Raw genomic sequence first — 21,329 nt, forward strand, 5'->3', positions numbered from 1 at the left:
TGCCCAGCATTTCCTCGGCAGTCCACGTATCATTGCCAGGCTGCCTTCGCCTGGGAAACCCGCGTCACATGTCTATCCGATTGAAACTGCTGCGTAAGAAACTGGGCATGACCCTGGAAATGCTTGCCGAGAAGACCGGCATGACCAAAAGCTACCTGTCCAAGGTCGAGCGCAACCTGAATACACCCTCGATTGCTGCCGCGTTAAAGCTGGCACGGGCGTTGAACGTCAATGTCGAAGAACTGTTCGCCGAAGAGCAGACAGGCCAGAGCCGCTACAGCCTGGTGCGCCATGGCGAGCGCCAGGCTTTGGTAGGTGACGGGCAAGGGCCAGGCTATGCCGCCCTCACCAGCCAGGTCGGGCAGCGCAGCCTGTTGCCGTTCCTGATCCAGCCGCCGTCCGAATTCAGCGACCCCACGTTCAAGGAGCATCAGGGCGAGGAGTTTCTGTTCGTGCACGCAGGCCAGGTGGAGGTGGACTTCATGAGCGAGCGGGTGCTGCTGGAGCAGGGTGACGCCCTGCATTTCAACGCCCAGACACCGCATCGACTACGCTCGGTTGGTGCCCGACCGGCGCAATTGCTGGTAGTGGTTCACCACACAGACGACTGAATCGACAGGGGGGCAGGGCACGCCCCCACCTGTTCTCATCCGTGAAACGCAGCCCCCATCACAGCAGTATCCCTTTGCATATTTTGCATGTCGATATTTTGACGAATGCGCCCATCTCCCATTGATTTTTATTATGGTGTCGGATCATTGACGTAGTGTCATTGTGCCCATAAGCTCAAGTCAGAAGCGAAACAAATCCCGCCACACCATGCAAATAACTGATTGATTTTCCTAATTTTAGGAGGGGCGTATGCGCACGACTCTGATTATCAAATCGATGTTCTTGATGGTGTTGTTGAGTGGGGCTGCGCGTGCCGCAGATTCGTATGTAAATCAAAACAGTATCATTCCTGTTTCAACCGCCGGCTGGTTGTTGGCATTCGCGGTAGTCGGCTTCGTGCTGGTAGCAAACAGAAGAAAGGTCTGAGGCAGATCGGCCCCTTTTCAAAGCGGGCCCAGGTTGTTGCAAGCCCAGGGCCTGGCTTGTGAATTTCCCAACCGTTGCTATATTCCCAGTAGCCCTTCAGAGGCCTTGGTTGCAGAACACTGCAGCCTTCGTATAAACCGTCAAGGTTGGGGCCTCCAGGAAGGTCGAGGCCATCGCGGCGGGTTTACACCGCGAAGCGGAGCGAGAGTTGGTGTGCTGTTCTCATTCAGTGCTCTTTGTCGGGCCATTTGGCCGGAGGGACCCTCATGATGCGTTCATTGATTGCCGCATTCTGCGTGCTGACCGTGTGGTCCAGTGCCGGCAACGCCGACCAGAATGGTGCGGCCTACCTGCTCAGCCCCGGTGATGTGGTGATGGTTTCGGTGTGGCAGGAAGACAGCCTGCGTCAAGAAGCCACCGTACTACCTGATGGCAGTATTACCTTCCCCTTGGCCGGGCGCATCAACGTTGCCGGGCTGGATGTAACGGCGGTTGAAAAGCAAGTGGCCGCCAAACTCGAAAAATTCCTCCCTGACCCGAACGTCAGCGTTGTCGTCAAGAGCATCGCCGGCAATCTGGTCTATGTCCAAGGCAAAGTGATCAAGCCGGGCGCCGTGCAGATGGCAGGCCCTACCGCAGTGCTTCAGGCGCTGAGCATGTCGGGCGGACTGGACAAGTTTGCTGACGAAAGCGATATCAAGGTGGTCCGCGGTACTGGCGCTTCCCAAAAGATCCTGCCCGTGCGATATAAGGACCTGGTGTCTGGGCGGGACATGTCCACCAACATCCAACTTCAGGCTGGCGATACGCTGGTCGTTCCTTGATCTTGCCTTTAATAAGAACACTTAATGCCTCTTCTTAGAACAACTCGCATTGCAACGGCAATCTTGGTTTTGCCGTTCACGGACGCGGTCCTGGCGGCAAATTGGCAGTCTACGGTGGTGGTACCGACATCCGTCGAGTATGACAGCAACCCCTTGTTGCTGACGTCGGGCGAAAAGGGCGTAACGCGCACGATCATCGCGCCGGATTACACCCTGATCGGTACCTTCGACCAGGACGAATTGAGGTTGGGGCTGGGCATGCATGTGTTGCGCTCGTCCGACACGGATGTGGTCGATGACCGTGAAGACCCTGATATCAGCCTTGGCTGGCAGCGCACCACCGAGCGCGGGCGTTTCGGCTTGGTGGCGCGTTACAACGAAAGCTCGACGCTGTCGGGGACGGTGCTGGATACCGGGGTGATCACCACCGACGGTACGCAAAAGCTCTACACCTTGACCGGCAACTGGAGCCAGGCGGTGACCGAGCGCAGCACCCTGAGCAACGAAACCACCTTCAACCGCGCCCGTTATGACATCAGTACGCTGACGGGCTACGACGAACTGGCAAACGTATTTACCTGGACCTACGCCTGGAGCGAGCGGGCTGATGTATACAGCCGTTTTGGCGCCCGGCGTTATGAGCCTGAGCAGGACCTTACTGCGACCGCTTCCAATAGCTATACCCCGGCAGTCGGCATCAAGTACCAGCTCGCCGAAGGCCTGAGCGCCGACGCCCACATTGGCGTCAACCAGGTGTCTGGCGATGACGGCGGCCGGCGCGGGGAGGGTGGGGTGGCGTTGCTGTACACCGGCACACGTGCCGATGCCAGCCTGACCGCCGAGCGCAGCACGGTGGCCAGTGCCGAAGGCGGCTTCGCCGAGCTGGACCAGGTGCGTGGCGTGTGGAGTTACGCGGTTACCGAACTCACACGGGTGGGCGCTGATGCCGCCTGGCAAGACAGCAAAGGGCAGAGCCCGAACACACTGCAGACTTACAGCGTTTGGGCCGGCCGCCAGTTTTCACCGTACTGGGACCTGCGCCTTTCGCTCATGTACAAGGAACGGCAACAGGACCGAACCCCCGATGCAACCGCTACGATCGTTGGTTTGACGTTGACGTACAGGTACCCCGACATCTGAACTTCAGGCAGGTGGCCCCATGAAGTCTGACTACGAACTCTCCATCAGAGATTACATCGCCATTATCAAGGACAGGGCCCTGGTGTTAGGGGTGAGTGCCGTAGTCATTCTTGCCGCGACCGTGGCTGTGGCGTTGATGGTGCCGCCGATCTACCAGTCGACCGGCACCATCCTCGTGGAGTCGCAACAGATTTCTCCCGAGTTGGTGTCGACCAACACCACCAGCTTTGCCGATGAGCGCATCGAGGTGATTCGCCAGCGGGTCATGACGCGCGAGAACCTGCTGCGCATCATCGGTAAGTACAACCTGTTCGCCGACAAGCGCTTGAGCGAGTCCGACAAGATCGACCAGATGCGCAATGCCATCGTGGTCGAAACCCTCACCACGTTTGTGCGCGGGCGGGGCGAGGCGACAGTTGCGTTCAATGTGTCCTTCGAACACAAGCAGGCAGAAGTCGCCAAGGAAGTGGCCGACGAACTGGTCACCCTGTTCCTTAACGAAAACCTCAAGCAGCGCACCGAACGGGCCAACGAAACCACCGAGTTTCTGACCCAGGAAGCCAACAAGCTGGGTGCCGAACTGGCCAGCCTGGAAAACCAGCTGGCCGACTTCAAACAGGCCCACGCCAATGCTTTGCCAGAGCACCAGACGCTGCGCATGAACATGCTCTCGCGTTCGGAGCTGGAGTTCCGCGAAGTCGACCGTGACTACAAGGCCGCCCAGGAAGAGCTGCGCTACCTGGAGCTGGAGTTGTCTGCTGCCAATGCCGGTCTGGCTACCAACGCTACCGAAGGCAGCAAGCCAACCAGTCCCGACCAGCCTCAGGACTTGCCAAGCCTGAAGGCCGAATACGCCCGCTTGCTGACCCGCTACAAGGATGCCCACCCTGATGTGGTGGCGGTGAAGCGCAAGATCCAGGCGCTTGAAGCCAGCGGTGGTCGCACGGCCGCAGCGTCTACGGTCAGCCTTGATGTGGCGCGCGTTCGGGCCAAGATGAGCGCGGCCCAGGACCGTATCAGTTCGCTGGCCGATCAGAAGCGCGAGCTGACCAAAAAGATGGACGGCTACGAGGCCGAAATCCTCGAGGCACCGCAGGTCGAGCGTGGCCTGGTGACCTTGATGCGTGACCACGATAATGCGCGCAAGAAATACGAAGAAATCCGTGCCAAGGAAATGGGTGCGAAAATTACCGAGAGCCTGGAGCAGGAGAACAAGGCCGAGCGCTTTGTACTGCTGGAACCACCGCTGATGCCAGAGAAACCGATCAAGCCTAACCGCAAGAAGATCGCTGCGTTGGGCCTGGTGCTGGCACCGGCAGGCGGTGGCGCCCTGGTAATGCTGCTGGAGATGCTCAACCAGCGCGTACGCGGCGTTGGCGCTCTGGAAAACCTGCTGGGCAAACGGGTACTGGTGGCGCTGCCCTACATCGATACCAGGGCGGATGTGGCCAGGCGCAAACGCTGGCGTAACTGGCTGATCCTGGCAGCACTGGCGTTGGCGGCTATCATGGTAGTGCTGGTGCACGTGTTCTACATGCCACTGGATGTGCTGTTGTTCAAGCTCATATCGCGGTTTGCATAGGGAAAGCAGTGATGGACAGGACCAAGCCGGCTGTTGGCAATAACATTCATCAGGTTACCCCAGGCACCCCCCAGGTATTGTCACCCGCCCCAGGCACGGCGCTGGCCGAAGTGCCTGGGCAGTTCGATTATGTGAACACCAAAGTGGTGCCTCTGCGGGCGGACCATCTGGAGCGCCACCGTATCGTGGCGTACAACAAGAACTCCAACATGAACGGGCCGATCGACCTGCTGCGCACACAGGTGCTCAGGACCATGGAGGAGAACGGCTGGCGTACCTTGGCCATCACCTCGCCAACGCCGGAAGCGGGCAAGACGGTGCTGGCGGTCAACCTGGCGATGAGTATTGCTCACCATACCACCAAGACTGCGTTGCTGGTGGACTTCGACCTGCGCCGGCCCAAGGTCGGCAGCACCCTTGGCCTGCCGATGGAGCAGGCACTGAACGAGTTTTTGACGGACAAGGCCGAGCTTCAGGAATGCCTGGTCAACCCGACGTTGCCCCGCTTCGTGGTGCTGCCGACGAGGGTACCGGTACCGTTGTCGACCGAGATGCTGTCGTCGCCCAAGGTGAACAACCTGATCAGCGATTTGCGCAACCGCTACGAGTCGCGCATCTGCATTTTCGATTTGCCGCCGTTGCTCAGCTCTGACGATGCGATCACCGTCATCCCCAAGTTTGATTGTGTGCTGCTGGTGGTGGCCAACGGCATGAACAACAAGAAGGAAATCGAGGACTGCCTGCATCACCTGGCCACGGTGAACCTGATCGGGACGGTGCTGAACAAGGCTGACGAGCAGCCGCGAACCTATTATTAAGCCGTTAGCCATTGGGGCTGCTTCGCAGCCCATCGCCGGAAAGCCAGGCTCCCACAGGGACCGCGCAATACTTGAGGTCTAGGCTGTACCTGTGGGAGCCTGGCTTGCCGGCGATGGGGCGCAAAGCGCCCCCAAAGATCTCAGCTCTGATGCAGGGCCCAGGGATACTGCAATTCCCACTGCCACGCATGCCGTACAATCTGCTCCAGCGAAGCAAACTCCGGCCGCCAGCCCAGCACCTGCAACGCCTTGCTCGCGTCCGCCACCAACCGGGGCGGGTCGCCAGCGCGGCGCGGGGCATCCAGGACATTGATCTGCCGCTCGGTCACCGCGCGGGCCGTATCGATTACCTGCTGCACCGAAAAGCCCAGGCCATTGCCCAGGTTGAAGGCAGTCCGCTCGCCACCTGCCAGCAGGTAATCCACCGCCAATGCATGCGCAGTGGCCAGATCGGCCACATGCACGTAGTCACGGATACAGGTGCCATCCGGCGTATCGTAATCCCGGCCAAACACCGTTACCGCCTCGCGGCGGCCTGATGCGGCCTGCAGGATCAGCGGGATCAGGTGGGTTTCCGGTTCGTGGCGCTCACCCAACTGGCCATCGGGGTCAGCCCCGGCGGCATTGAAGTAACGCAGGCATACGGATTTCAAACCATAAGCCCGGTCGAAGTCCTCAAGAATCTGCTCGACCATCCATTTGCTCAGCCCGTAAGGGTTGATCGGCCCTTTGGCATGCGCTTCATCGATTGGCACGTACTGTGGGTTGCCGTAAACGGCTGCACTGGAAGAAAACACCAGGTGCTTGATACCTGCATTCACCATGGCCTGCAGCAGGGCAAGGGTGGCTGCGACGTTGTTCTGGTAGTACTTGCCGGGAGCGCTGACGGACTCACCCACCTGAATGAACGAGGCAAAGTGGAACACTGCATCGAAGTGACAGACTCCGAACAGCACATCCAAAGCAGCTTCGTCGGCAATATCGAGCTTGGCCCACTGTATGCCGGGGCCAGGCGAAACCAGGTCCGCCACCACCACCTCATGGCCGGCACCGAGCAGGTGCTTGACCATGTGCGAGCCAATGTAGCCCGCGCCACCCACTACCAGAAATTTCATCCGCACCTCCTGGAATCTGCTGTTTACAGACGCAGTGAACCGTCCCTGAAACGTGCAGGCGGGATGATCAGCTACCGGTGACCTGAGCGTAGATGGCCAATTACCCTATTTCAAGAACAGCCAGTTGGACATGTAGTTGTTATCGAGCGTAATGCTGTAATACCCATCCTTGTAGGCCACCGGCAGTGCTTTTAGTTGTGCCTGTGCATCGCGGGCGAACAGTTTCAGGCCGGCGGGCGCCTTGATGGTCAAGCTGCCTTCAAGGGGTTCGACGTTGAAGGGGGTCTTGTCATCGGCCTTGGGCATGGCACGCGTGCCCAGTGACAGCAGCAGGTCCCGCGACTGGCCCAAGGGTTTGCCGTCCAGGCTCTGTACTGCGACGCTGGCGTAAGGCGTTTTGGTCTGCAACTGCACGGCACCCAGGCTGATCGAGCGGCCACCCAGCCAGCCGGTGGCGGCCTGGGTCAGTGGCGTGTCGATGGTGTAAATGCCTTGTTGCCAGTTGCGCTTGAGCTCGCCGGTGTCGGTGACCGACTCTGTGGCATCGCTGGCCAGCAGCGATTGCCCTGGGTCCTGCAACACTTGCGCTCCAGGCGGGATGGCGGCAGGTTTCAGCCAGGGTAGCTCCGGTGTGGGTGGCAGGGCGATCTGCAGTTGGCCCTTTTCCATGGCGGTGCGCAACAGTACTGAATTGCGCGGGGTGATCTCCTGGTTGTAGAGGGTGGCGGGCGTTGGCGCGAACACATAGCGGGTAGTTGCCGGTTTCACGTCCGCACGGCGATAGAGCAGGGCGGCAGCGGGCAGGGTGGCGATCATGGCCGGGTCGTTGTAGGCGTGCCAGTTGTCCGCCGTGCGCCAGCCCGGGTTGAAACCTTGCTGGCTGTAGGCGTACTGCATCATGGCATCCCAGCCCTGGTGGCTGGCGGTGCCGGCTACATACAGCGGCAATGAGTGGCGGTCGGGCAGCGGGAAGGGCTCGGCGTTCCACTCGGTGACGGTCAGCGGTTTGCCGACCACCTGGGCGGCGGCGATCCAGTCGATCATGCCGTCGCTGGTCAACGGATTTTTCTCCAACTGGCCAATGGCGCCGTAGCTGTGGGCATCGACTACATCGCCTGCGGTCAGCGCCGGCAGTGCGCTCAAGCCGTTGCCGCCCCAGGTGCTGGTGGTGGCAATCGGCACTTTCACCCCCAGACCACGCAGGTGGGCGATCATGTCGGCGTTGAAACGCTGTTCCAGGTCGTTGAGGAACAGCTTCGACGGGCCATGCTCCCAGGCGCGCCAGGTGAGGTCGGCAGTCAAGTCATGCTGCCTGGCGAACGCCTTGGCTGCTGCCATGTAGCGCTCGCTATGGTGCGGTACATCCTTGTCCGGCAGCAGCGCGTTACCGTAGTGCTGGGTGAGGTCGTTTTCGTTGGTGATCAGCACGGCGGCGATGGCCGGGTCGTCCTTGTAGGCCAGGCCGGTGTATTCGTTCACATGGGTCAGATACTGTTCGGCGAAGCGCTTCATTGCTTTCTGGATACTGTCGTTTACGTAGGCATAACCCTTCAGGTCAGCGCGACCTTCTTTCTCGGGTAGCTCATCGAAGTCTTCAATATTGTCGTTGGCGGTAAAGGCACGCTGCACGTGCATGTCCAGCCAGATGTAGAGGCCCTCGTCCTTGAGTGCCTTGATCCACAGGTCGAGCTTGCGCAACGACTCGGCGCTGAGCTGCCGGGTATCGCGTACCAGGGTAGCGTCGCCGAACACGTTCGGGCTAACCCACGGCGAATCGTGATGGTGCAGGCGCACCAGGTTGAAGCCCAGTGCCGACAGGCGCTTGGCCTGTTGGCGGATTTCTTCGTCGGGGCTCTTGAACAAGGAATAGGCAGACAGGTTGGTACCCCAGAAGCGCACCGGGGTGTTGTCTTCGAACATCAACTGCTCACCGACCGCCTTGACGAAGCCGCGCTTGCCAGCGGGCTTTTCCGCCGCGTTGAGGAACGACAGGTCCACCGGCGAGGTGCGCCAGTCCAGCTGGTCATCGGGCCAGCTGGCGGGGTCGGCAAGACCGAAACGCTCGGTGGGGGTGGGCCCCAGCTCGATGTCGCCGGTAACGTTGAGCACCGCCTTGATCTGTTGGCGGCCGGCATTGATCGGGTCTTTGTAGAGGAACGCCCGCAGCTCGGACGGGTTGCCGCGCTCGAAATAGACCTTGGCCAATGGCGGGTCGAAGCGCATCTCGACGCGCCGGCCCTGGTCTGCCTTGCCCCACGACCAGCCGCGGTTGTCGGGCAGCAATTGCGGGGCGCCCATGTCGCCTGCGATTTGCGCCGGGTCGAACTGGAACACCATGCCGCCGCCCATCACCCCTGCCTGGCGGCTGTGTGCGGTGAGGTCGAAGGCCCAACTCAGGGTTTGTGCCTGTTCCTTACGGATATCCGCCGTCAGGTCGAAGTCCAGCTCCTTGTTCTTGCCCTGCAACGTGTACTGGTAAGGGCCATTGACCTTGAACTGGGTATAAAAGCCGGTCCAGCTCCAGTTACCCGCCCAGAAGTCGAACTTGGCTTTCATCACCGGCCCGCCGCCGATTGTCACCATAGGCAGGCCATTCTGCTCATCGACACTGGCCTGCCACTGCGAAGCCCAGCCGGCTAATGGCAGCAACGCCAGGCCAGCCATGGCCGAAGCCTGCACAAGGTGACGCAGGGTGAGCACGTTCATTGACTTTACCTGGGTTGAAGGCCGCTGTCGGCCAGCTCGGTGGCCGGGTTGTCGTCAAGCCGGCGAACCATCTGGATGTAGGCAACGCCAAGGCCTGCGATTGACCAGTACACCACCGGGATGAAGGTGATGCTGCTGACGGTGAAGATGATCACCAGAATGCCGATCAGTGTTGCCAGCAACACCCGCCCAAGCTGCCGTCGCTCGTCGTCCTTGTCGGTGAAGCTGCGCATGGCTTTGCGGATACCCAACAGCACCACGGCGAAAAACGCCACGAACAGGCCAAGCCCGACCAGCCCGACCCGCAGTGCGAGGTTGATGTAGGTGTTGACGATATCGATGATGCCTTCGCCCTGGATCATCGACTGCATTTCCGGGGTATTGCGGAAGTCGAACGAGCCGAACAGGGGATTCTGCTGAATGACGATCCACGAGTTGTCCATCAGCCGCTCGCGGTAGGTGATGTTTTCTTTCTCCAGGTTGCCAATGAATGGCAGCAGGTCCAGCACCTTTTCGCCGCCAGGCACGATAGTCAGCAAGGGTAGGGCGAGCATCCCGGCAGCCGCCAGCAGCGTCAGGCGCTTGACGGCGCCTTTGCCCAGGGCGATGAACACTACCACGATGACCACGACGCCGATCCACGGGCCACGGGACAAGGGCGCGAACAGCCCGGCGGCCAGCAGCAGGCCGCCCATCGCCCGCTGCAGGGGCCGGCGAACATAACCCTGAACGAACAGGAACAGGCCAATGGCCACGCTCATCACATAGCCCAGGGCAATGGCCTGCCCGGTGGTGGCGCTGGCACGCAGCGCGCCGCCACGGCTCAGGTAGCCCGACATGCTCCACGGCACCCCCATGGCGTCTACCAGGGCACTGTAAAGCAGCCAGTGGCGCACATATTCGGCTACGGCGATCAAGGCCAGCACGAAGGAGGCGAGCACGAACGCCAGCAGGGTGTCCTTGAAGTCGCTGATCTGGCGCAGGCCACGGCTGGCGACGTAATACGGCAGGAATACGTCGACATACAGGTACAGCGCCTGGCGCAGCGTGTCGGTGAGGGTGGTTTCGCGCAGGTACAGCACGCTCATCAGCAGCAGGCCGGCTGCCAGCAGTTTGTCGGCCCAGGTGCGGCCGAAGCGCAGCGTGTCGGGTTGCCGGCGCAGCTCCAGCGCCGCGGGTAACAGTACGCACAGGGTCAGCAGGCGGATGTGGTTGAGGTCGACCAGGTAGTTGACCACGCCAAACCCGGGCACCTGTACCGACGCCGGCGGGATCAGGAACAGCAGCATGTAGAACAGCGCCATGGGGTTATGCTCGCGGCGCCCGGTAATGAACAGGATCACAGCGCCCGCGCCCAGGTACAGCCAGAAGCTGTGCGAGACGAAGGCCAGCACGGTGAGCAGGAACCACAAATTGCGCCGGCGCTTGAAGTCGCCCAGCGGGATCAGGTCGGTGGCAGGCCGCCGTGCCAGCAGAAACACCACGCTTGCCAGAAACAGGATGACGATCAACGCACGAAAATGTTCAGGCATCAGCTATGTACACCTTTCCCTTGGTGGGCAACGGCTAGCATCGTGGCTAATTGAAACTATAGTGACTTTTAGCCAATCAGTCAGAGATTGAAGTCATGCCGTCGATTGATGTGTCAGCCTCCGCAAGCCTGCGCCAGCGGGCCATGAGGGCCGGGTCGTGGAACCTGGTATCGCAGGTGGCATCACAGGTCATGCGCCTTGGCGGCAACCTGATCATGGCCCGTTTGCTGTTACCGGAAATGTTCGGGGTGATGGTCATCGCCACCACCGTTTCGGTACTCCTGCATTTGCTGTCAGACGTCGGGCTGCGGCAGAACATCATCCAGAGCCACCGGGGTGACGACCCGGACTTTCTCAATACCGCATGGACCGTGCAGATCATCCGCGGCTTCCTGCTGTTCGGCCTGACCTTGCTGCTGGCCCTCGGTGCATGGCTGGCCCAAGTGGCCGAACTGTGGCCGGCAGACTCCACCTATGCCGCTCCTGTATTACCGATGGTGCTGGCGGTGACCGGGCTGTCGGCGGTGATCTGGGGTTTCCAGTCCACCAAGATAGATGTGGCTGTACGAACTTTCCAACAGAAGCGCGTGGTGCTGGTGGACCTTGCGTCGCAAGTGGCCGGCCTGGTGGTGATGCTGGTGCTCGGTTTGCTCACTCACTCGATCTGGGCGCTGGTGATCGCCGGTGTGGTTTCGGCCGTGGCGTGGACCGTGTTGGGCCATACCGCCCTTGAAGGGCCGAATAACCATCTGCGCTGGGACCGCACGGCGCTGACTGAACTGATTGTGTTCGGCCGCTGGATCCTGTTGTCGTCGATGGTGGGTGTGCTGGCCATGTACGGTGACCGTATCCTGTTTGGCGCCAGCATGTCGGCGGCGCAGCTGGGCGTGTACTCGATTGCCGTGCTGATCCTTGGCGCGGTGCAGACGGCACTGATGAAAATCGTCGGGGCCGTGGCGCTGCCCGCCTTCAGCGAAGCAGCCCGTGCCGACGACAAGGAGCGCCTTAAGGCGCTTTATCATCGCTTCCGTTTGCTGGTCGACCTGCTGGTGTTGTTCATCTGCGGCGGTTTTTTGACCGCCAGCCCTCTGCTGATCGGCTGGATGTACGACGAACGTTACAGTGAAGCTGGCCCGATGCTGGCAATTCTTTCGCTGTCGTTCCTCACATTGCGCTATACATTGGCACATCAGGTGTGGATTGCCCTGGGGCTGACCAAGTACCAGGCCATGGACAACATTATCCGCCTGGTCTCGCTGTGGGCGTTGCTACCGCTGTTGCAGGCGATGGGCGGCGTTGATTGGGCGATCTGGGGGGTTGCCCTGCATACCGTGCCGACGCTGGTGCTGATCGTGTACGTCAATTGCAAGCTGGATATCTTCAGCCTCAAGCGTGAGCTGGTGGTATTGCCGATGTTGGCGGTCGGGGCGCTGTGCGGGGCATTGCTGACAAGCTTTTTCAACTGGCTGTGACAGGCCGGCTGAGTGAAACATTTACGGGGACAGGGCACGGAATCATGGGGAAGCTCACTTTTTGTTCTGGGCAGTTGGGGCGTAGAGGCTTTCTCCAGAGTTGTGTCTTGCTGGGCGTGGGTAGCGCGGTGTTCAGCGCTGCCACGGCTATTGCGGGCAAGCCTGCCGAAAAGACCGGGTACGTGGTGATCAACGGCTGGGTATTGCCGTCCCGCTACTTTCGGAACGAGCACGCATGATCAAGGATTATCAGCAGCACCAAACCCTTCGTGACCACTATGATTTCTGCATCATTGGTGCAGGGCCGGCCGGGATTACCCTTGGCCTGCGACTGGCCGCTGCCGGCTGGAGCGTATTGCTCGCCGAAGGCGGGGGGCGTGAGTACTCGCCGCACTCGCAAGGCCTGTATGCCTGTGCTTCTACCGGCCTGGAGCTATATGCCGAGGAAACCCGCCTGCGTTATCTGGGGGGCACCTCGAACCACTGGGCAGGCCGCTGCCGGCCCTTTACCCCTTCCGATTTCACCATCGCTCCCCCGGGAGACCTGCCGGGTTGGCCGATCCCTTACTCGGAGATCGAAGGCTACCTGCCGGCCGCCATGGACATCGTCGACTTGCCGCCCGGGTCGGACTTTCATGCGATGAACACCGGCCTCAACGGCGGTGATTTCGAGCCTGACCGCTTCCTGCTCAGCACGCCCACGCGATTTGCCCAGAAATACGCCACCGCCCTGGAGCAGACCAAAGGCCTGGACGTATTCATCAACTGCAACTGCGTGGACCTGGAGTTCGACAAGAGGTCCGGGCACCTCACTGCGGTGGTGTTGTCTGACTATGAGCGTAATCGCCAGCGCCTGGTTGCCCGGCAATTCATTCTGGCCACGGGCGCAATCGAGAATGCCCGGCAACTGCTCAACAGCGAGTCATTGCAAGCGGCGGGGCTTGTGAGCAAGGACGGCCTGACTGGCGGATGTTTCATGGAGCACCTGAACATCGACCTGGGCACGTTCATCCTCAAGTCAGGGCAGGATCCGGAGCCACGCCAGTACTACACGACCGATGCGTTCGTCGACGAGTACAAGGCGGGTAAAGGCAACGTCACCGCCGCCTTGCTGGCCGACGTGCAAACCTATGGGCGCACTGCCGAGGTAAAGCATTTTCTCGAAAACCTGGCCTGTGACTGGGGCTTTGCCAGCAAGGTGGCGTTCGTGGCCAAGTTCAGTTGCCCCGGTGACGGCGTGATCAGCACCATGATCGAGCAATTCCCCAACCTGCACAGCCGTATTTCGCTGCTGGGCGAGAAGGACGCGCTGGGCGTGGCCAAGGTCAATGTCAACTGGGCGCTGACCGCCGATGACCGGCACACCATCAAGTGCATTGGCAGCGAGCTGGCCAAGCAGTTCGCTGACATGGACCTGGGGTTCATCAAGCTGAACGACTTTGTCTACGACACTTCGATCCCACTGAAGATGGCACCGCACGCCCACCACATGGGCACCACACGCATGGCTGCTTCGCCGCAGTTCGGCGTTGTCGATGCCAACTGCAAGGTGTTCGGTACCGAAAACCTGTATGTCGCCGGCAGCAGTATCTTCGCCAAAGGCGGCGCCTCCAACCCGACCATGCCGCTGTTGCAGTTTGCCGTGCGGCTGGCCGACCACCTCGATACCAAGATGAGAGCGGCCAGCGGCGCCGCTGCGTGATGCAGGTTGTACATGGAGAGTGCGCTGCGGTCAGCACCTAAAAGAACGAGACCGGAACGCCTCAGGACACTTAAGATTGTTCAGATCGCGAGGCCAGGGAGTATGAAGGGATGGATACGCAAGGCAGTGGCGCACTATGCCCATGCAACAGGGCGGTGGGGCACCTTCTACAGGAGGTTCTGCAAGCCTTCAGGGCTTGAATGGGGCGCCTACCTCGCCCGTTGGGGTAATTTTCACTCGGTCGGCAGCAACTTTTTCGTCAATACAGGCTGCAAGTTTCTCGACCCCTCGCTGGTACGCATCGGTAACAGCGTAGGCTTGTCTGACTGCACGCTGATTGGTCATGACGGGGTGGTACTGCTGATCGAGCACCGCTTCGGCAAGCACCTTGATTCGGTCGGTTTTATCGATATCAAGGACAACTGCTTCATCGGCCATGGTGCGATCGTGATGCCCCGGGTGACCATCGGGCCTGAATCCATCGTGGCTGCAGGTGCAGTGGTGACCAAGGACGTGCCCCCCGGCACTGTCTATGGTGGTAACCCGGCCGTGTTCATCTGTACCACCGAACAGCTGATCCAGCGGGTCGAGGCACGTTGTGAATCCTACCCATGGATCGACCTGGTCAAGCAGCGCAATGGCGCCTACGACCCGGAAGTGGAACCGCAGCTGATGGCGCAAAGGCGCCAATACTTCTTCGGGGACAGCAAAAATGGCTAGCAAACCGGTGGATGTCATGGTGGTCAACTTCAATACCGCCGGGCTGCTGCAGCCGATGTTCGATGCGCTGCGCCGGGCCGACAGCGAGCGGCTGGCCAGCTATCTGGTGGTGGACAACGCCTCGCGCGATGATTCGGTGCAGCGCATGGCGCAGGTGTGCCCCGAAGCACTGCTGCTGAGCAATAAACAAAACGTGGGTTTTGGCCGGGCCAACAACCAGTTGCTGGCGCACCTCAAGGGCAAGTACGCCTTGCTGCTCAATACCGATGCCTTCGTTGCCGTCGACTCCCTGCAAAAAACCCTCGACTACATGGACGCGCACCCGGAGTGCGGCGTGCTGGGGGTGCGCCTGGAGGGCCGCGACGGCGATCTGCAGCCCAGCTGCCGCTACTTCCCTACGCCGCTCAATGTCTTCGTCGGGCGTACCGGGTTGGGGCGGTTCTTCCCGGGGTTGAAGATGGTCGATGAAATGACCTGGGACCACGCCTCGGTGCGCGAGTGCGACTGGTTGCCGGGTTGCTTCTACCTGGTTCGCCGCGAAGTACTCGACAAGGTTGGCCTGTTTGACCCGCGCTACTTCCTTTATTACGAAGAGGTGGACCACTGCAAGCGGGTGAAGGAGGCGGGGTGGAAAGTGGTGTACTACCCGCATACCACGGTCGTGCACATCGGTGGTGAAAGCTCCAAGTCTGTGGCGGAGCTGGAGGCGGCCAGCCGGCAGATATCGTCCTACCAGATTGAAAGCGAGCTGTTGTATTTCCGCAAACACCACGGAGCAGCGGGGCTTGCCCTGCACATGCTGCTGGTCACCCTGGGGGACATGGTGCTGGCACTCAAGGCGCTGTTGAAGCGACGCGGCTGGGGCGCGATTAACGCCTGCTGGCGTCATTGCCGGGCGACCTGGTCTCTGTTGTTCAAGACCCGCTACGCCAGCCAACCGACAAGGTAGGTAGAGCCATGTTCGAGAATATTCGTGCCGATCTGCGGGCCCATGGCGGAGATTGGGGCGCCCAGGGTTTCTGGGTATTGCTGGTGTACCGCTTTGGCCGCTGGCGCTACACCGTGCGCCCGGCACTGCTGCGCAAAATCCTCTCGCTGATCTACAAGGTGCTGTTCAAGTTCGTGCAGATCATCACCGGTATCGAACTGCCGTGCGAAGTGGTGATCGGCCGCAACTTCGTCATCGACCATTTTGGCGGCATCGTCATCAGTGGCTATGCCCGGTTTGGCGATGACTGCCGTATCCGCAACGGTGTGGTGGTGGGTTTGAAGAATGTCGACGAGCCGATCGCCCCGGTGTTTGGCAACAACGTTGATATTGGAACAGGGGCCAAGGTGCTGGGCAGCATCCGGATTGGCAACAACGTGATCATCGGCGCCAATGCTGTGGTGCTGGTAGATGTGCCGGACAACTCCCTGGCAGTAGGGGTGCCGGCCACCATCAAGTCCAGGCAGCCAGCCGCTACGGCGCCCGTCGAGTGAGGCCCATGGCGACAGCAATCGGTGTGGTGGTCATTGGCCGCAACGAGGGCCCGCGCCTGGAGCGCTGCCTGCGTTCGCTGGTAAACGGTGCGGGCAAGGTCATGTATGTCGACTCGGGCTCCACCGACAGCTCGCTGCAGTTGGCCCGCAGCTTGGGGGTGGCAGTACTGGCGCTGGACATGACCATTCCGTTCACCGCCGCGCGCGCCCGTAACGAAGGCTTCAGCGCCTTGCAGCAGCTAATGCCTGCGATGCAGCTGGTGCAGTTTGTTGATGGCGATTGCGAGGTGGATGCCCACTGGCTGGCCACGGCGCAGCTGTTTCTCGAGCACCATCCCGAGGTGGCGGTGGTGTGTGGCCGCCGGCGGGAGCGCTTCCCGGAACGGTCGGTGTACAACCTGTTGTGCGACCTGGAGTGGGATACCCCCATTGGTGAGGCCAAGGCGTGCGGTGGCGATGCGCTGATGCGGGCAGACGCTTTTGCCGCTGTCGGGGGCTTTCGCGCCGATCTGATTGCCGGCGAGGAGCCTGAACTGTGCGTGCGCTTGCGGGCCAAGGGCTGGAAGGTCTGGCGCCTGGCCGCCGAGATGACCCTGCACGACGCCGCCATGACCCGTTTCAGCCAATGGTGGCGGCGTAGCCTGCGTGCCGGCCATGCCTATGCCGAAGGCGCCTACCTGCATGGCCAGCCGCCCGAGCAACACTGGTTGCGCGAGTCGCGTCGGGCCTGGTTATGGGGTTTGGGCATACCCTTGGTGATCGCGCTGGCCTGCCTGCTGCTGGGTAGCTGGGGCCTGCTGCTGCTGCTGATCTACCCGCTGCAGGCTGTGCGCCTGGCACGCCGCGGTGGCAAGTCGGCGCGGGAAAACTGGCTGCAGGCAGTGTTCCTGGTGTTGGGCAAGTTCCCGGAGATGCTCGGCCAGCTGAAGTTCTTGCGCCACCGCTTCGCGGCCGGCAAATCGGCTTTGATCGAGTACAAGTGAGAGATGACCATGATGCTCGGCACCCTCGTGAAAAGCGTGTTTACCTTGCAACCGGGCTACTCGTTGCGGGCGTTGAACAACAAGTACAAGTTGACACGGCAGATTGCCAGGCAATGGCCTGAGCTGAATGGTTTCATGCAGCGCATGACGGCAGCGCTTGGCGAGCAAGGGATGCAGCGGCTGGGCGTGGACTGCATTGGTGTCGTGCAGTGGCCTTATCTCAGCAAATGCTGGGAAGCCCCGCAGCGCCTGGCGGTGGTAGCTTCGCACTTCGAGGTGCTGGCCGGTCAGTTCCCTACGCTGTTGCTGCTAGGGCGGGACGAAAGCCTGACGCTGTGCGAGCTGTCCAGTCATTCACCCGGCTGCCGCCTGGTGCTGGACCGGCCGATCTGGTTCAAGCGAGAAGGCGAGTTGGTACTGAACCTGTTTCAAGGCGACCTGCGCGTGGCGTCACTGGCGTTCACCCTGTGCCGCAGCCAAGGCGAACTGTCCATGTTCATCGGGGCCGTGCAGGGTATTCACAAAGGCATCGACAGCGAAACCTCGCTGGCGATCTACCGCGACCTGACCAAGGACTTTGAGGGCCTACGCCCACGCAGCCTGGTGCTCGAAGCACTGAAATACCTTGCCCGAGCGCTGGGCGTCGCGCACCTGTACGCGGTCAGCGATGAGTGCCGGCACCATCGGCATGCGTATTTTGGCAACGACAAGGGGCAGGACCTTGCGGCCAACTATGACGTCATCTGGCAGGAACACGGCGCCAGTGCATCGAATCATGCAGATTTTTTCACCCTCCCGCTGGCCCCGGCGCAGCGGGCGGAAACCGACATTCCAGCGAAGAAACGGGCGATGTACCGACGTCGCCAGGCAATGCTCGACGATGTTTTCGCGCACTTGCAGGCCGCATTGCCAAGCAGCAGTCACAACCTTGGACTACAAGGAAAACAGGGGGATGCATTTGCTGTGAGTGCATCGGCAGTAGACAGACCGCCCATAGTCGACAGCCTGAAGTGAAGGTTGGCAGGGGAGGTAGGTCATCAAGCGGGTTTGGATCTGGATACGTATGCGCATCGCTTACTTCATCAATCAGTACCCGAAGGTCAGCCACAGTTTCATCCGCCGCGAGATACTGGCGCTGGAGCGCCAGGGCGTCGCGGTACAACGCATTGCGCTGCGGGGGTGGGACGCCGAGTTGCAGGACCCCGAGGACACAGCCGAGCGGGCCAAGACCCGTTATGTGTTGCAAGGCGGCATCAAGGGGTTGCTGACGCCTACATTGCAGGTGCTGCGCGCGCAACCGCAGCGCTTTTTCCAGGCCTTGAGACTGGCCCTGCGCCTTGGCCTGCGCGCTGATCGCGCGTGGCCCTACCACCTGGTCTACCTGGCCGAAGCTTGCCAGGTATTGCAGTGGCTGCAGGCTGGTGAGGCCAGACACGTGCATGCCCATTTTGGCACCAACTCTACCGAGGTGGTGATGCTGGCCAATTTGCTGGGTGGCCCAGCGTACAGCTTTACCGTGCATGGGCCGGAAGAGTTCGATAAACCGCAGTTTTTGCACTTGGGCGAGAAAGTGCGGCGTGCGGCCTTTGTTGCAGCGGTGAGTTCTTACGGGCGCAGCCAGCTGTTTCGCTGGGTGGCACACGAGCATTGGGCCAAGGTGAAAGTGGTGCATTGCGGCCTGGAACCAGGTTTCCATGAGGTAGCGCCGGTCAATCTGCCGGCAACTCCACGGCTGGTGTGCGTCGGGAGGCTCTGTGAACAGAAAGGCCAGCTGTTGCTGCTGGAGGGGGCGCGTCAGCTTGCGGCACAGTCGATCGCCTTCGAGCTGGTTCTGGCGGGGGATGGTGAGATGCGCGAGCAGATCGAGGCGCTGATTACCCGGCACGGTTTGCAGCAGCACGTTCGCATCACCGGCTGGATCAGCAGCGCGCAGGTGCGCGAGGAAATACTTGCCGCTCGTGCACTGGTATTGCCCAGCTTCGCCGAGGGCTTGCCGGTGGTGATCATGGAGGCCATGGCCTTGCGTCGGCCGGTGCTGACCACCTATGTGGCTGGTATCCCGGAGCTGGTGCGCCCGGGCGAGAACGGCTGGCTGTTCCCCGCTGGCGCCGTGGACGAACTGGCGCAGGCCATGGCCGAATGCCTTGCGCAACCCGCCGAAGAACTGCAGCGCATGGGCGAGGCGGCCTACCAGCGCGTGCTGCAACGGCATGATATCGACACCGAGGCAGCCAAGCTGGCCGGTTACTTCAAGGCATCCGCATGATGAGTGTATTGAGTTGGTTACTGGGCCTGTTGGCGGTGATCGCCCTTGTGCCTGTGTCGGTATTTTTCCTGCAGATGCTGCTGGCTTGCCTGCCGCCGCGCACCCGGCCCTTGGGCATCAGTGTGCGCCCTCGGGTGGCTGTGCTGGTCCCGGCACATGATGAGGCTGCAATCATTCGTGCAACGCTGGCGAGCATTACCCCGCAGTTACTGGCAGGTGACCGCTTGCTGGTGGTGGCCGACAACTGCACTGATGACACGGCGCAGCTGGCCCGCGAGGCCGGCGCCGAGGTGGTGGAGCGCTTTGATACGGTGCTGCGTGGCAAAGGCTACGCCCTGGACTTCGGCGTACGCCACCTGGCCGAGTTGCCGCCCGAGGTGGTGATTGTGGTGGATGCCGACTGCCAGGTAAGCGAAGGGGCGATTGACTGCCTGGCGCGTCGATACCATCAGGCCCAGCGCCCGGTACAAGCGCTGTACCTGATGCGCGCTCCTGCCGGTAGCGGGCTGAAGGTGCAGGTGGCCGAGTTTGCCTGGCGGGTCAAGAACCTGGTGCGCCCGCGTGGCTGGGCGCGGCTGGGGCTACCATGCCAGCTGATGGGGGCAGGCATGGCGTTCGGTTGGCACGACCTGGCCTTGATCAACCTGGCCAATGGGCACTTGGTGGAAGATGTAAAGCTGGGCCTGGACCTGTGCCAGCAAGGCAAGCCGCCGCTTTTTTGCCCTGAAGCGCTGGTTACCAGCCAGTTTCCTGCCAGCCAGCAAGGCATGAACAGCCAGCGCACCCGCTGGGAACATGGCCACCTGGGATTGATGCTGGCCGATGCGCCCAAGCGTGCGCTGGTCGCTATCAGCCAGCGCAACGGCAGCCTGCTGGCCATGACGCTGGATTTGCTGGTGCCACCCTTGGCGTTGTTGGTGCTGACGTTGCTCGGGCTGAATCTGGTGACCTGGCTGGCGTACCTGCTGACAGGCCATGGGACGCCTGCGTGGATCGCGCTTGCTGCGCTGGTCATGCTCGGCCTTGCCGTGCTGCTGGCGTGGGCACGCTTCTGCCGTGAACTCGTCCCGTTTTCAGTGCTGCTGTATGCGCCTTTTTACGCCGCCAGGAAGATCCCCCTGTACCTGGGGTTCCTGATCAAGCGCCAGGTCGAATGGGTGCGCTCCAAACGGGATGATGACTGATGGCCCAATGGCAATGGCAGAAACGCTGGAAGCGTATTATTGACACCCTTGAAGTGGTGCCTGACAACGCCGCGGCGCAGCACCTGCTCGACAGGCTTGCCACACCGACCTGTGCAACCGTGCTGGGCTTCGTCAATGCCCACGCCATGAACCTGGTGGTGCGCGACGGCGCGTATTGCCAGGCGTTGTCGGCGGCCGATGTGCTGTTGCGCGACGGCTCTGGCATGGCGATCCTGTATCGCCGGTTGGGGCTGGAGCCTGGTCTCAACATGAATGGCACCGACTTCATCCCCAGCCTCATGGAAGCGTACCGCGGGCGACGGGTAGCGTTCTGGGGTACTCAGCAGCCGTACCTGAACCAGGCCGTGCAGCGCAGCGAAGCCTTGTTTGGCGTGGTGCCAGTGTCGGTCCACGACGGCTTTGCCAGCATCGACACCTACCTGCAACTGGCCAGCGAGCAGCAACCGGAACTGATCGTGCTGGGGATGGGCATGCCCAAGCAGGAAGCGGTGGCCGCCAGGCTGGCAGCCGTCGGCGGGCCATGCCTGATTGTGTGCGGCGGGGCGATCCTGGATTTCCTCGGTGGCAAGGTCAGCCGGGCACCGCAGTGGCTGCGGCACTTGGGTGGCGAGTGGGCGTACCGGCTGTTACGTGAGCCAAAACGTCTGTTCATGCGTTACGTGGTTGGGAATCCATTGTTCTTGCTACGCACCTTGTTGTGTCGCAAGGCAGCCGATTCGGCCAGGGGCACCGTATGAATCGGCC

General features: G+C 61.2%; 19 protein-coding genes. 16 read left to right on the forward strand and 3 right to left on the reverse strand.

Annotated elements, in window-relative coordinates:
• Positions 1 to 68: 68 nt before the first annotated feature.
• The 6 genes from P0Y58_15805 (at position 69) to P0Y58_15830 (ending at position 5,402) form a co-directional block, all read left to right on the forward strand.
• Positions 69 to 611 carry an XRE family transcriptional regulator gene (locus P0Y58_15805; GenBank protein WEK28374.1) on the forward strand — a complete coding sequence of 181 codons (543 nt, stop codon included), beginning with the start codon at positions 69 to 71 and terminating at the stop codon, positions 609 to 611.
• Between the two features lie 250 nt (positions 612 to 861).
• Complete coding sequence (locus tag P0Y58_15810; protein ID WEK28375.1) at positions 862 to 1,038, forward strand: hypothetical protein; 177 nt, start codon at positions 862 to 864, stop codon at positions 1,036 to 1,038.
• A 266-nt stretch (positions 1,039 to 1,304) separates the two neighbouring features.
• On the forward strand, positions 1,305 to 1,862 hold the full coding sequence (locus P0Y58_15815; protein WEK28376.1) for a polysaccharide biosynthesis/export family protein: 558 nt from the start codon (positions 1,305 to 1,307) through the stop codon (positions 1,860 to 1,862).
• 24 nt (positions 1,863 to 1,886) lie between these two features.
• Positions 1,887 to 3,002: a hypothetical protein gene (locus P0Y58_15820; protein WEK28377.1), complete on the forward strand. Its 1,116-nt coding sequence runs from the start codon at positions 1,887 to 1,889 to the stop codon at positions 3,000 to 3,002.
• A gap of 19 nt (positions 3,003 to 3,021) precedes the next feature.
• On the forward strand, positions 3,022 to 4,584 hold the full coding sequence (locus P0Y58_15825; GenBank protein WEK28378.1) for a Wzz/FepE/Etk N-terminal domain-containing protein: 1,563 nt from the start codon (positions 3,022 to 3,024) through the stop codon (positions 4,582 to 4,584).
• A gap of 11 nt (positions 4,585 to 4,595) precedes the next feature.
• Positions 4,596 to 5,402 (forward strand): CpsD/CapB family tyrosine-protein kinase, encoded by an 807-nt coding sequence (locus P0Y58_15830; GenBank protein ID WEK28379.1) that lies wholly within the window; start codon positions 4,596 to 4,598, stop codon positions 5,400 to 5,402.
• A gap of 140 nt (positions 5,403 to 5,542) precedes the next feature.
• Here the strand turns inward: P0Y58_15830 and galE are convergent, their stop codons facing one another.
• From galE to P0Y58_15845, 3 genes are all read right to left on the reverse strand, one after another.
• Positions 5,543 to 6,517, reverse strand: coding sequence for a UDP-glucose 4-epimerase GalE (galE, locus tag P0Y58_15835; protein ID WEK28380.1), 975 nt, complete (start codon positions 6,515 to 6,517; stop codon positions 5,543 to 5,545).
• Between the two features lie 105 nt (positions 6,518 to 6,622).
• Positions 6,623 to 9,223, reverse strand: a complete 2,601-nt coding sequence (locus tag P0Y58_15840) for a cellulase family glycosylhydrolase (GenBank protein WEK28381.1) — start codon at positions 9,221 to 9,223, stop codon at positions 6,623 to 6,625.
• A 5-nt stretch (positions 9,224 to 9,228) separates the two neighbouring features.
• Positions 9,229 to 10,755, reverse strand: a complete 1,527-nt coding sequence (locus P0Y58_15845) for an O-antigen ligase family protein (GenBank protein WEK28382.1) — start codon at positions 10,753 to 10,755, stop codon at positions 9,229 to 9,231.
• 95 nt (positions 10,756 to 10,850) lie between these two features.
• Between P0Y58_15845 and P0Y58_15850 the strand changes: the two genes are divergently transcribed.
• The 10 genes from P0Y58_15850 to P0Y58_15895 all read left to right on the forward strand — a co-directional run bounded on the left by P0Y58_15850 (position 10,851) and on the right by P0Y58_15895 (position 21,322).
• On the forward strand, positions 10,851 to 12,227 hold the full coding sequence (locus P0Y58_15850; GenBank protein WEK28383.1) for an oligosaccharide flippase family protein: 1,377 nt from the start codon (positions 10,851 to 10,853) through the stop codon (positions 12,225 to 12,227).
• 235 nt (positions 12,228 to 12,462) lie between these two features.
• Complete coding sequence (locus P0Y58_15855) at positions 12,463 to 13,929, forward strand: GMC family oxidoreductase (GenBank protein WEK28384.1); 1,467 nt, start codon at positions 12,463 to 12,465, stop codon at positions 13,927 to 13,929.
• Positions 13,930 to 14,031: 102 nt separating this feature from the next.
• Positions 14,032 to 14,649: an acyltransferase gene (locus P0Y58_15860; protein WEK28385.1), complete on the forward strand. Its 618-nt coding sequence runs from the start codon at positions 14,032 to 14,034 to the stop codon at positions 14,647 to 14,649.
• Positions 14,642 to 15,598, forward strand: a complete 957-nt coding sequence (locus P0Y58_15865) for a glycosyltransferase family 2 protein (GenBank protein ID WEK28386.1) — start codon at positions 14,642 to 14,644, stop codon at positions 15,596 to 15,598. The genes P0Y58_15860 and P0Y58_15865 overlap by 8 nt, the downstream gene beginning before the upstream one ends.
• Positions 15,599 to 15,606: 8 nt before the next feature.
• Positions 15,607 to 16,131, forward strand: a complete 525-nt coding sequence (locus P0Y58_15870; GenBank protein ID WEK28387.1) for a serine acetyltransferase — start codon at positions 15,607 to 15,609, stop codon at positions 16,129 to 16,131.
• 5 nt (positions 16,132 to 16,136) lie between these two features.
• Positions 16,137 to 17,114 (forward strand): glycosyltransferase family A protein, encoded by a 978-nt coding sequence (locus P0Y58_15875; protein WEK28388.1) that lies wholly within the window; start codon positions 16,137 to 16,139, stop codon positions 17,112 to 17,114.
• 9 nt (positions 17,115 to 17,123) lie between these two features.
• Entirely contained in the window at positions 17,124 to 18,128 is a 1,005-nt protein-coding gene (locus P0Y58_15880) for a VirK/YbjX family protein (GenBank protein ID WEK33340.1), read from the forward strand.
• 49 nt (positions 18,129 to 18,177) lie between these two features.
• Positions 18,178 to 19,380 carry a glycosyltransferase family 4 protein gene (locus P0Y58_15885; GenBank protein WEK28389.1) on the forward strand — a complete coding sequence of 401 codons (1,203 nt, stop codon included), beginning with the start codon at positions 18,178 to 18,180 and terminating at the stop codon, positions 19,378 to 19,380.
• Complete coding sequence (locus P0Y58_15890) at positions 19,377 to 20,564, forward strand: glycosyltransferase family 2 protein (protein ID WEK28390.1); 1,188 nt, start codon at positions 19,377 to 19,379, stop codon at positions 20,562 to 20,564. The genes P0Y58_15885 and P0Y58_15890 overlap by 4 nt, the downstream gene beginning before the upstream one ends.
• Positions 20,564 to 21,322 carry a WecB/TagA/CpsF family glycosyltransferase gene (locus P0Y58_15895; GenBank protein WEK28391.1) on the forward strand — a complete coding sequence of 253 codons (759 nt, stop codon included), beginning with the start codon at positions 20,564 to 20,566 and terminating at the stop codon, positions 21,320 to 21,322. Before P0Y58_15890 ends, P0Y58_15895 begins: the two co-directional genes overlap by 1 nt.
• Positions 21,323 to 21,329: the final 7 nt, after the last annotated feature.

The organism is Candidatus Pseudomonas phytovorans, assembly GCA_029202525.1.
Lineage (GTDB): Bacteria > Pseudomonadota > Gammaproteobacteria > Pseudomonadales > Pseudomonadaceae > Aquipseudomonas > Aquipseudomonas phytovorans.

Bases quoted from the DNA above. Each gene is read 5' to 3' on its own strand.
- P0Y58_15865 (WEK28386.1), top strand. From the start codon at position 14,642: ATGGCTAGCAAACCGGTGGATGTCATGGTGGTCAACTTCAATACCGCC.
- P0Y58_15890 (WEK28390.1), top strand. From the start codon at position 19,377: ATGATGAGTGTATTGAGTTGGTTACTGGGCCTGTTGGCGGTGATCGCC.
- P0Y58_15845 (WEK28382.1), bottom strand. From the start codon at position 10,755: ATGCCTGAACATTTTCGTGCGTTGATCGTCATCCTGTTTCTGGCAAGC.
- P0Y58_15805 (WEK28374.1), top strand. From the start codon at position 69: ATGTCTATCCGATTGAAACTGCTGCGTAAGAAACTGGGCATGACCCTG.
- P0Y58_15855 (WEK28384.1), top strand. From the start codon at position 12,463: ATGATCAAGGATTATCAGCAGCACCAAACCCTTCGTGACCACTATGAT.
- P0Y58_15810 (WEK28375.1), top strand. From the start codon at position 862: ATGCGCACGACTCTGATTATCAAATCGATGTTCTTGATGGTGTTGTTG.
- P0Y58_15815 (WEK28376.1), top strand. From the start codon at position 1,305: ATGATGCGTTCATTGATTGCCGCATTCTGCGTGCTGACCGTGTGGTCC.
- galE (WEK28380.1), bottom strand. From the start codon at position 6,517: ATGAAATTTCTGGTAGTGGGTGGCGCGGGCTACATTGGCTCGCACATG.
- P0Y58_15880 (WEK33340.1), top strand. From the start codon at position 17,124: ATGATGCTCGGCACCCTCGTGAAAAGCGTGTTTACCTTGCAACCGGGC.
- P0Y58_15895 (WEK28391.1), top strand. From the start codon at position 20,564: ATGGCCCAATGGCAATGGCAGAAACGCTGGAAGCGTATTATTGACACC.
- P0Y58_15860 (WEK28385.1), top strand. From the start codon at position 14,032: ATGAAGGGATGGATACGCAAGGCAGTGGCGCACTATGCCCATGCAACA.
- P0Y58_15850 (WEK28383.1), top strand. From the start codon at position 10,851: ATGCCGTCGATTGATGTGTCAGCCTCCGCAAGCCTGCGCCAGCGGGCC.
- P0Y58_15825 (WEK28378.1), top strand. From the start codon at position 3,022: ATGAAGTCTGACTACGAACTCTCCATCAGAGATTACATCGCCATTATC.
- P0Y58_15885 (WEK28389.1), top strand. From the start codon at position 18,178: ATGCGCATCGCTTACTTCATCAATCAGTACCCGAAGGTCAGCCACAGT.
- P0Y58_15820 (WEK28377.1), top strand. From the start codon at position 1,887: ATGCCTCTTCTTAGAACAACTCGCATTGCAACGGCAATCTTGGTTTTG.
- P0Y58_15870 (WEK28387.1), top strand. From the start codon at position 15,607: ATGTTCGAGAATATTCGTGCCGATCTGCGGGCCCATGGCGGAGATTGG.
- P0Y58_15875 (WEK28388.1), top strand. From the start codon at position 16,137: ATGGCGACAGCAATCGGTGTGGTGGTCATTGGCCGCAACGAGGGCCCG.
- P0Y58_15840 (WEK28381.1), bottom strand. From the start codon at position 9,223: ATGAACGTGCTCACCCTGCGTCACCTTGTGCAGGCTTCGGCCATGGCT.
- P0Y58_15830 (WEK28379.1), top strand. From the start codon at position 4,596: ATGGACAGGACCAAGCCGGCTGTTGGCAATAACATTCATCAGGTTACC.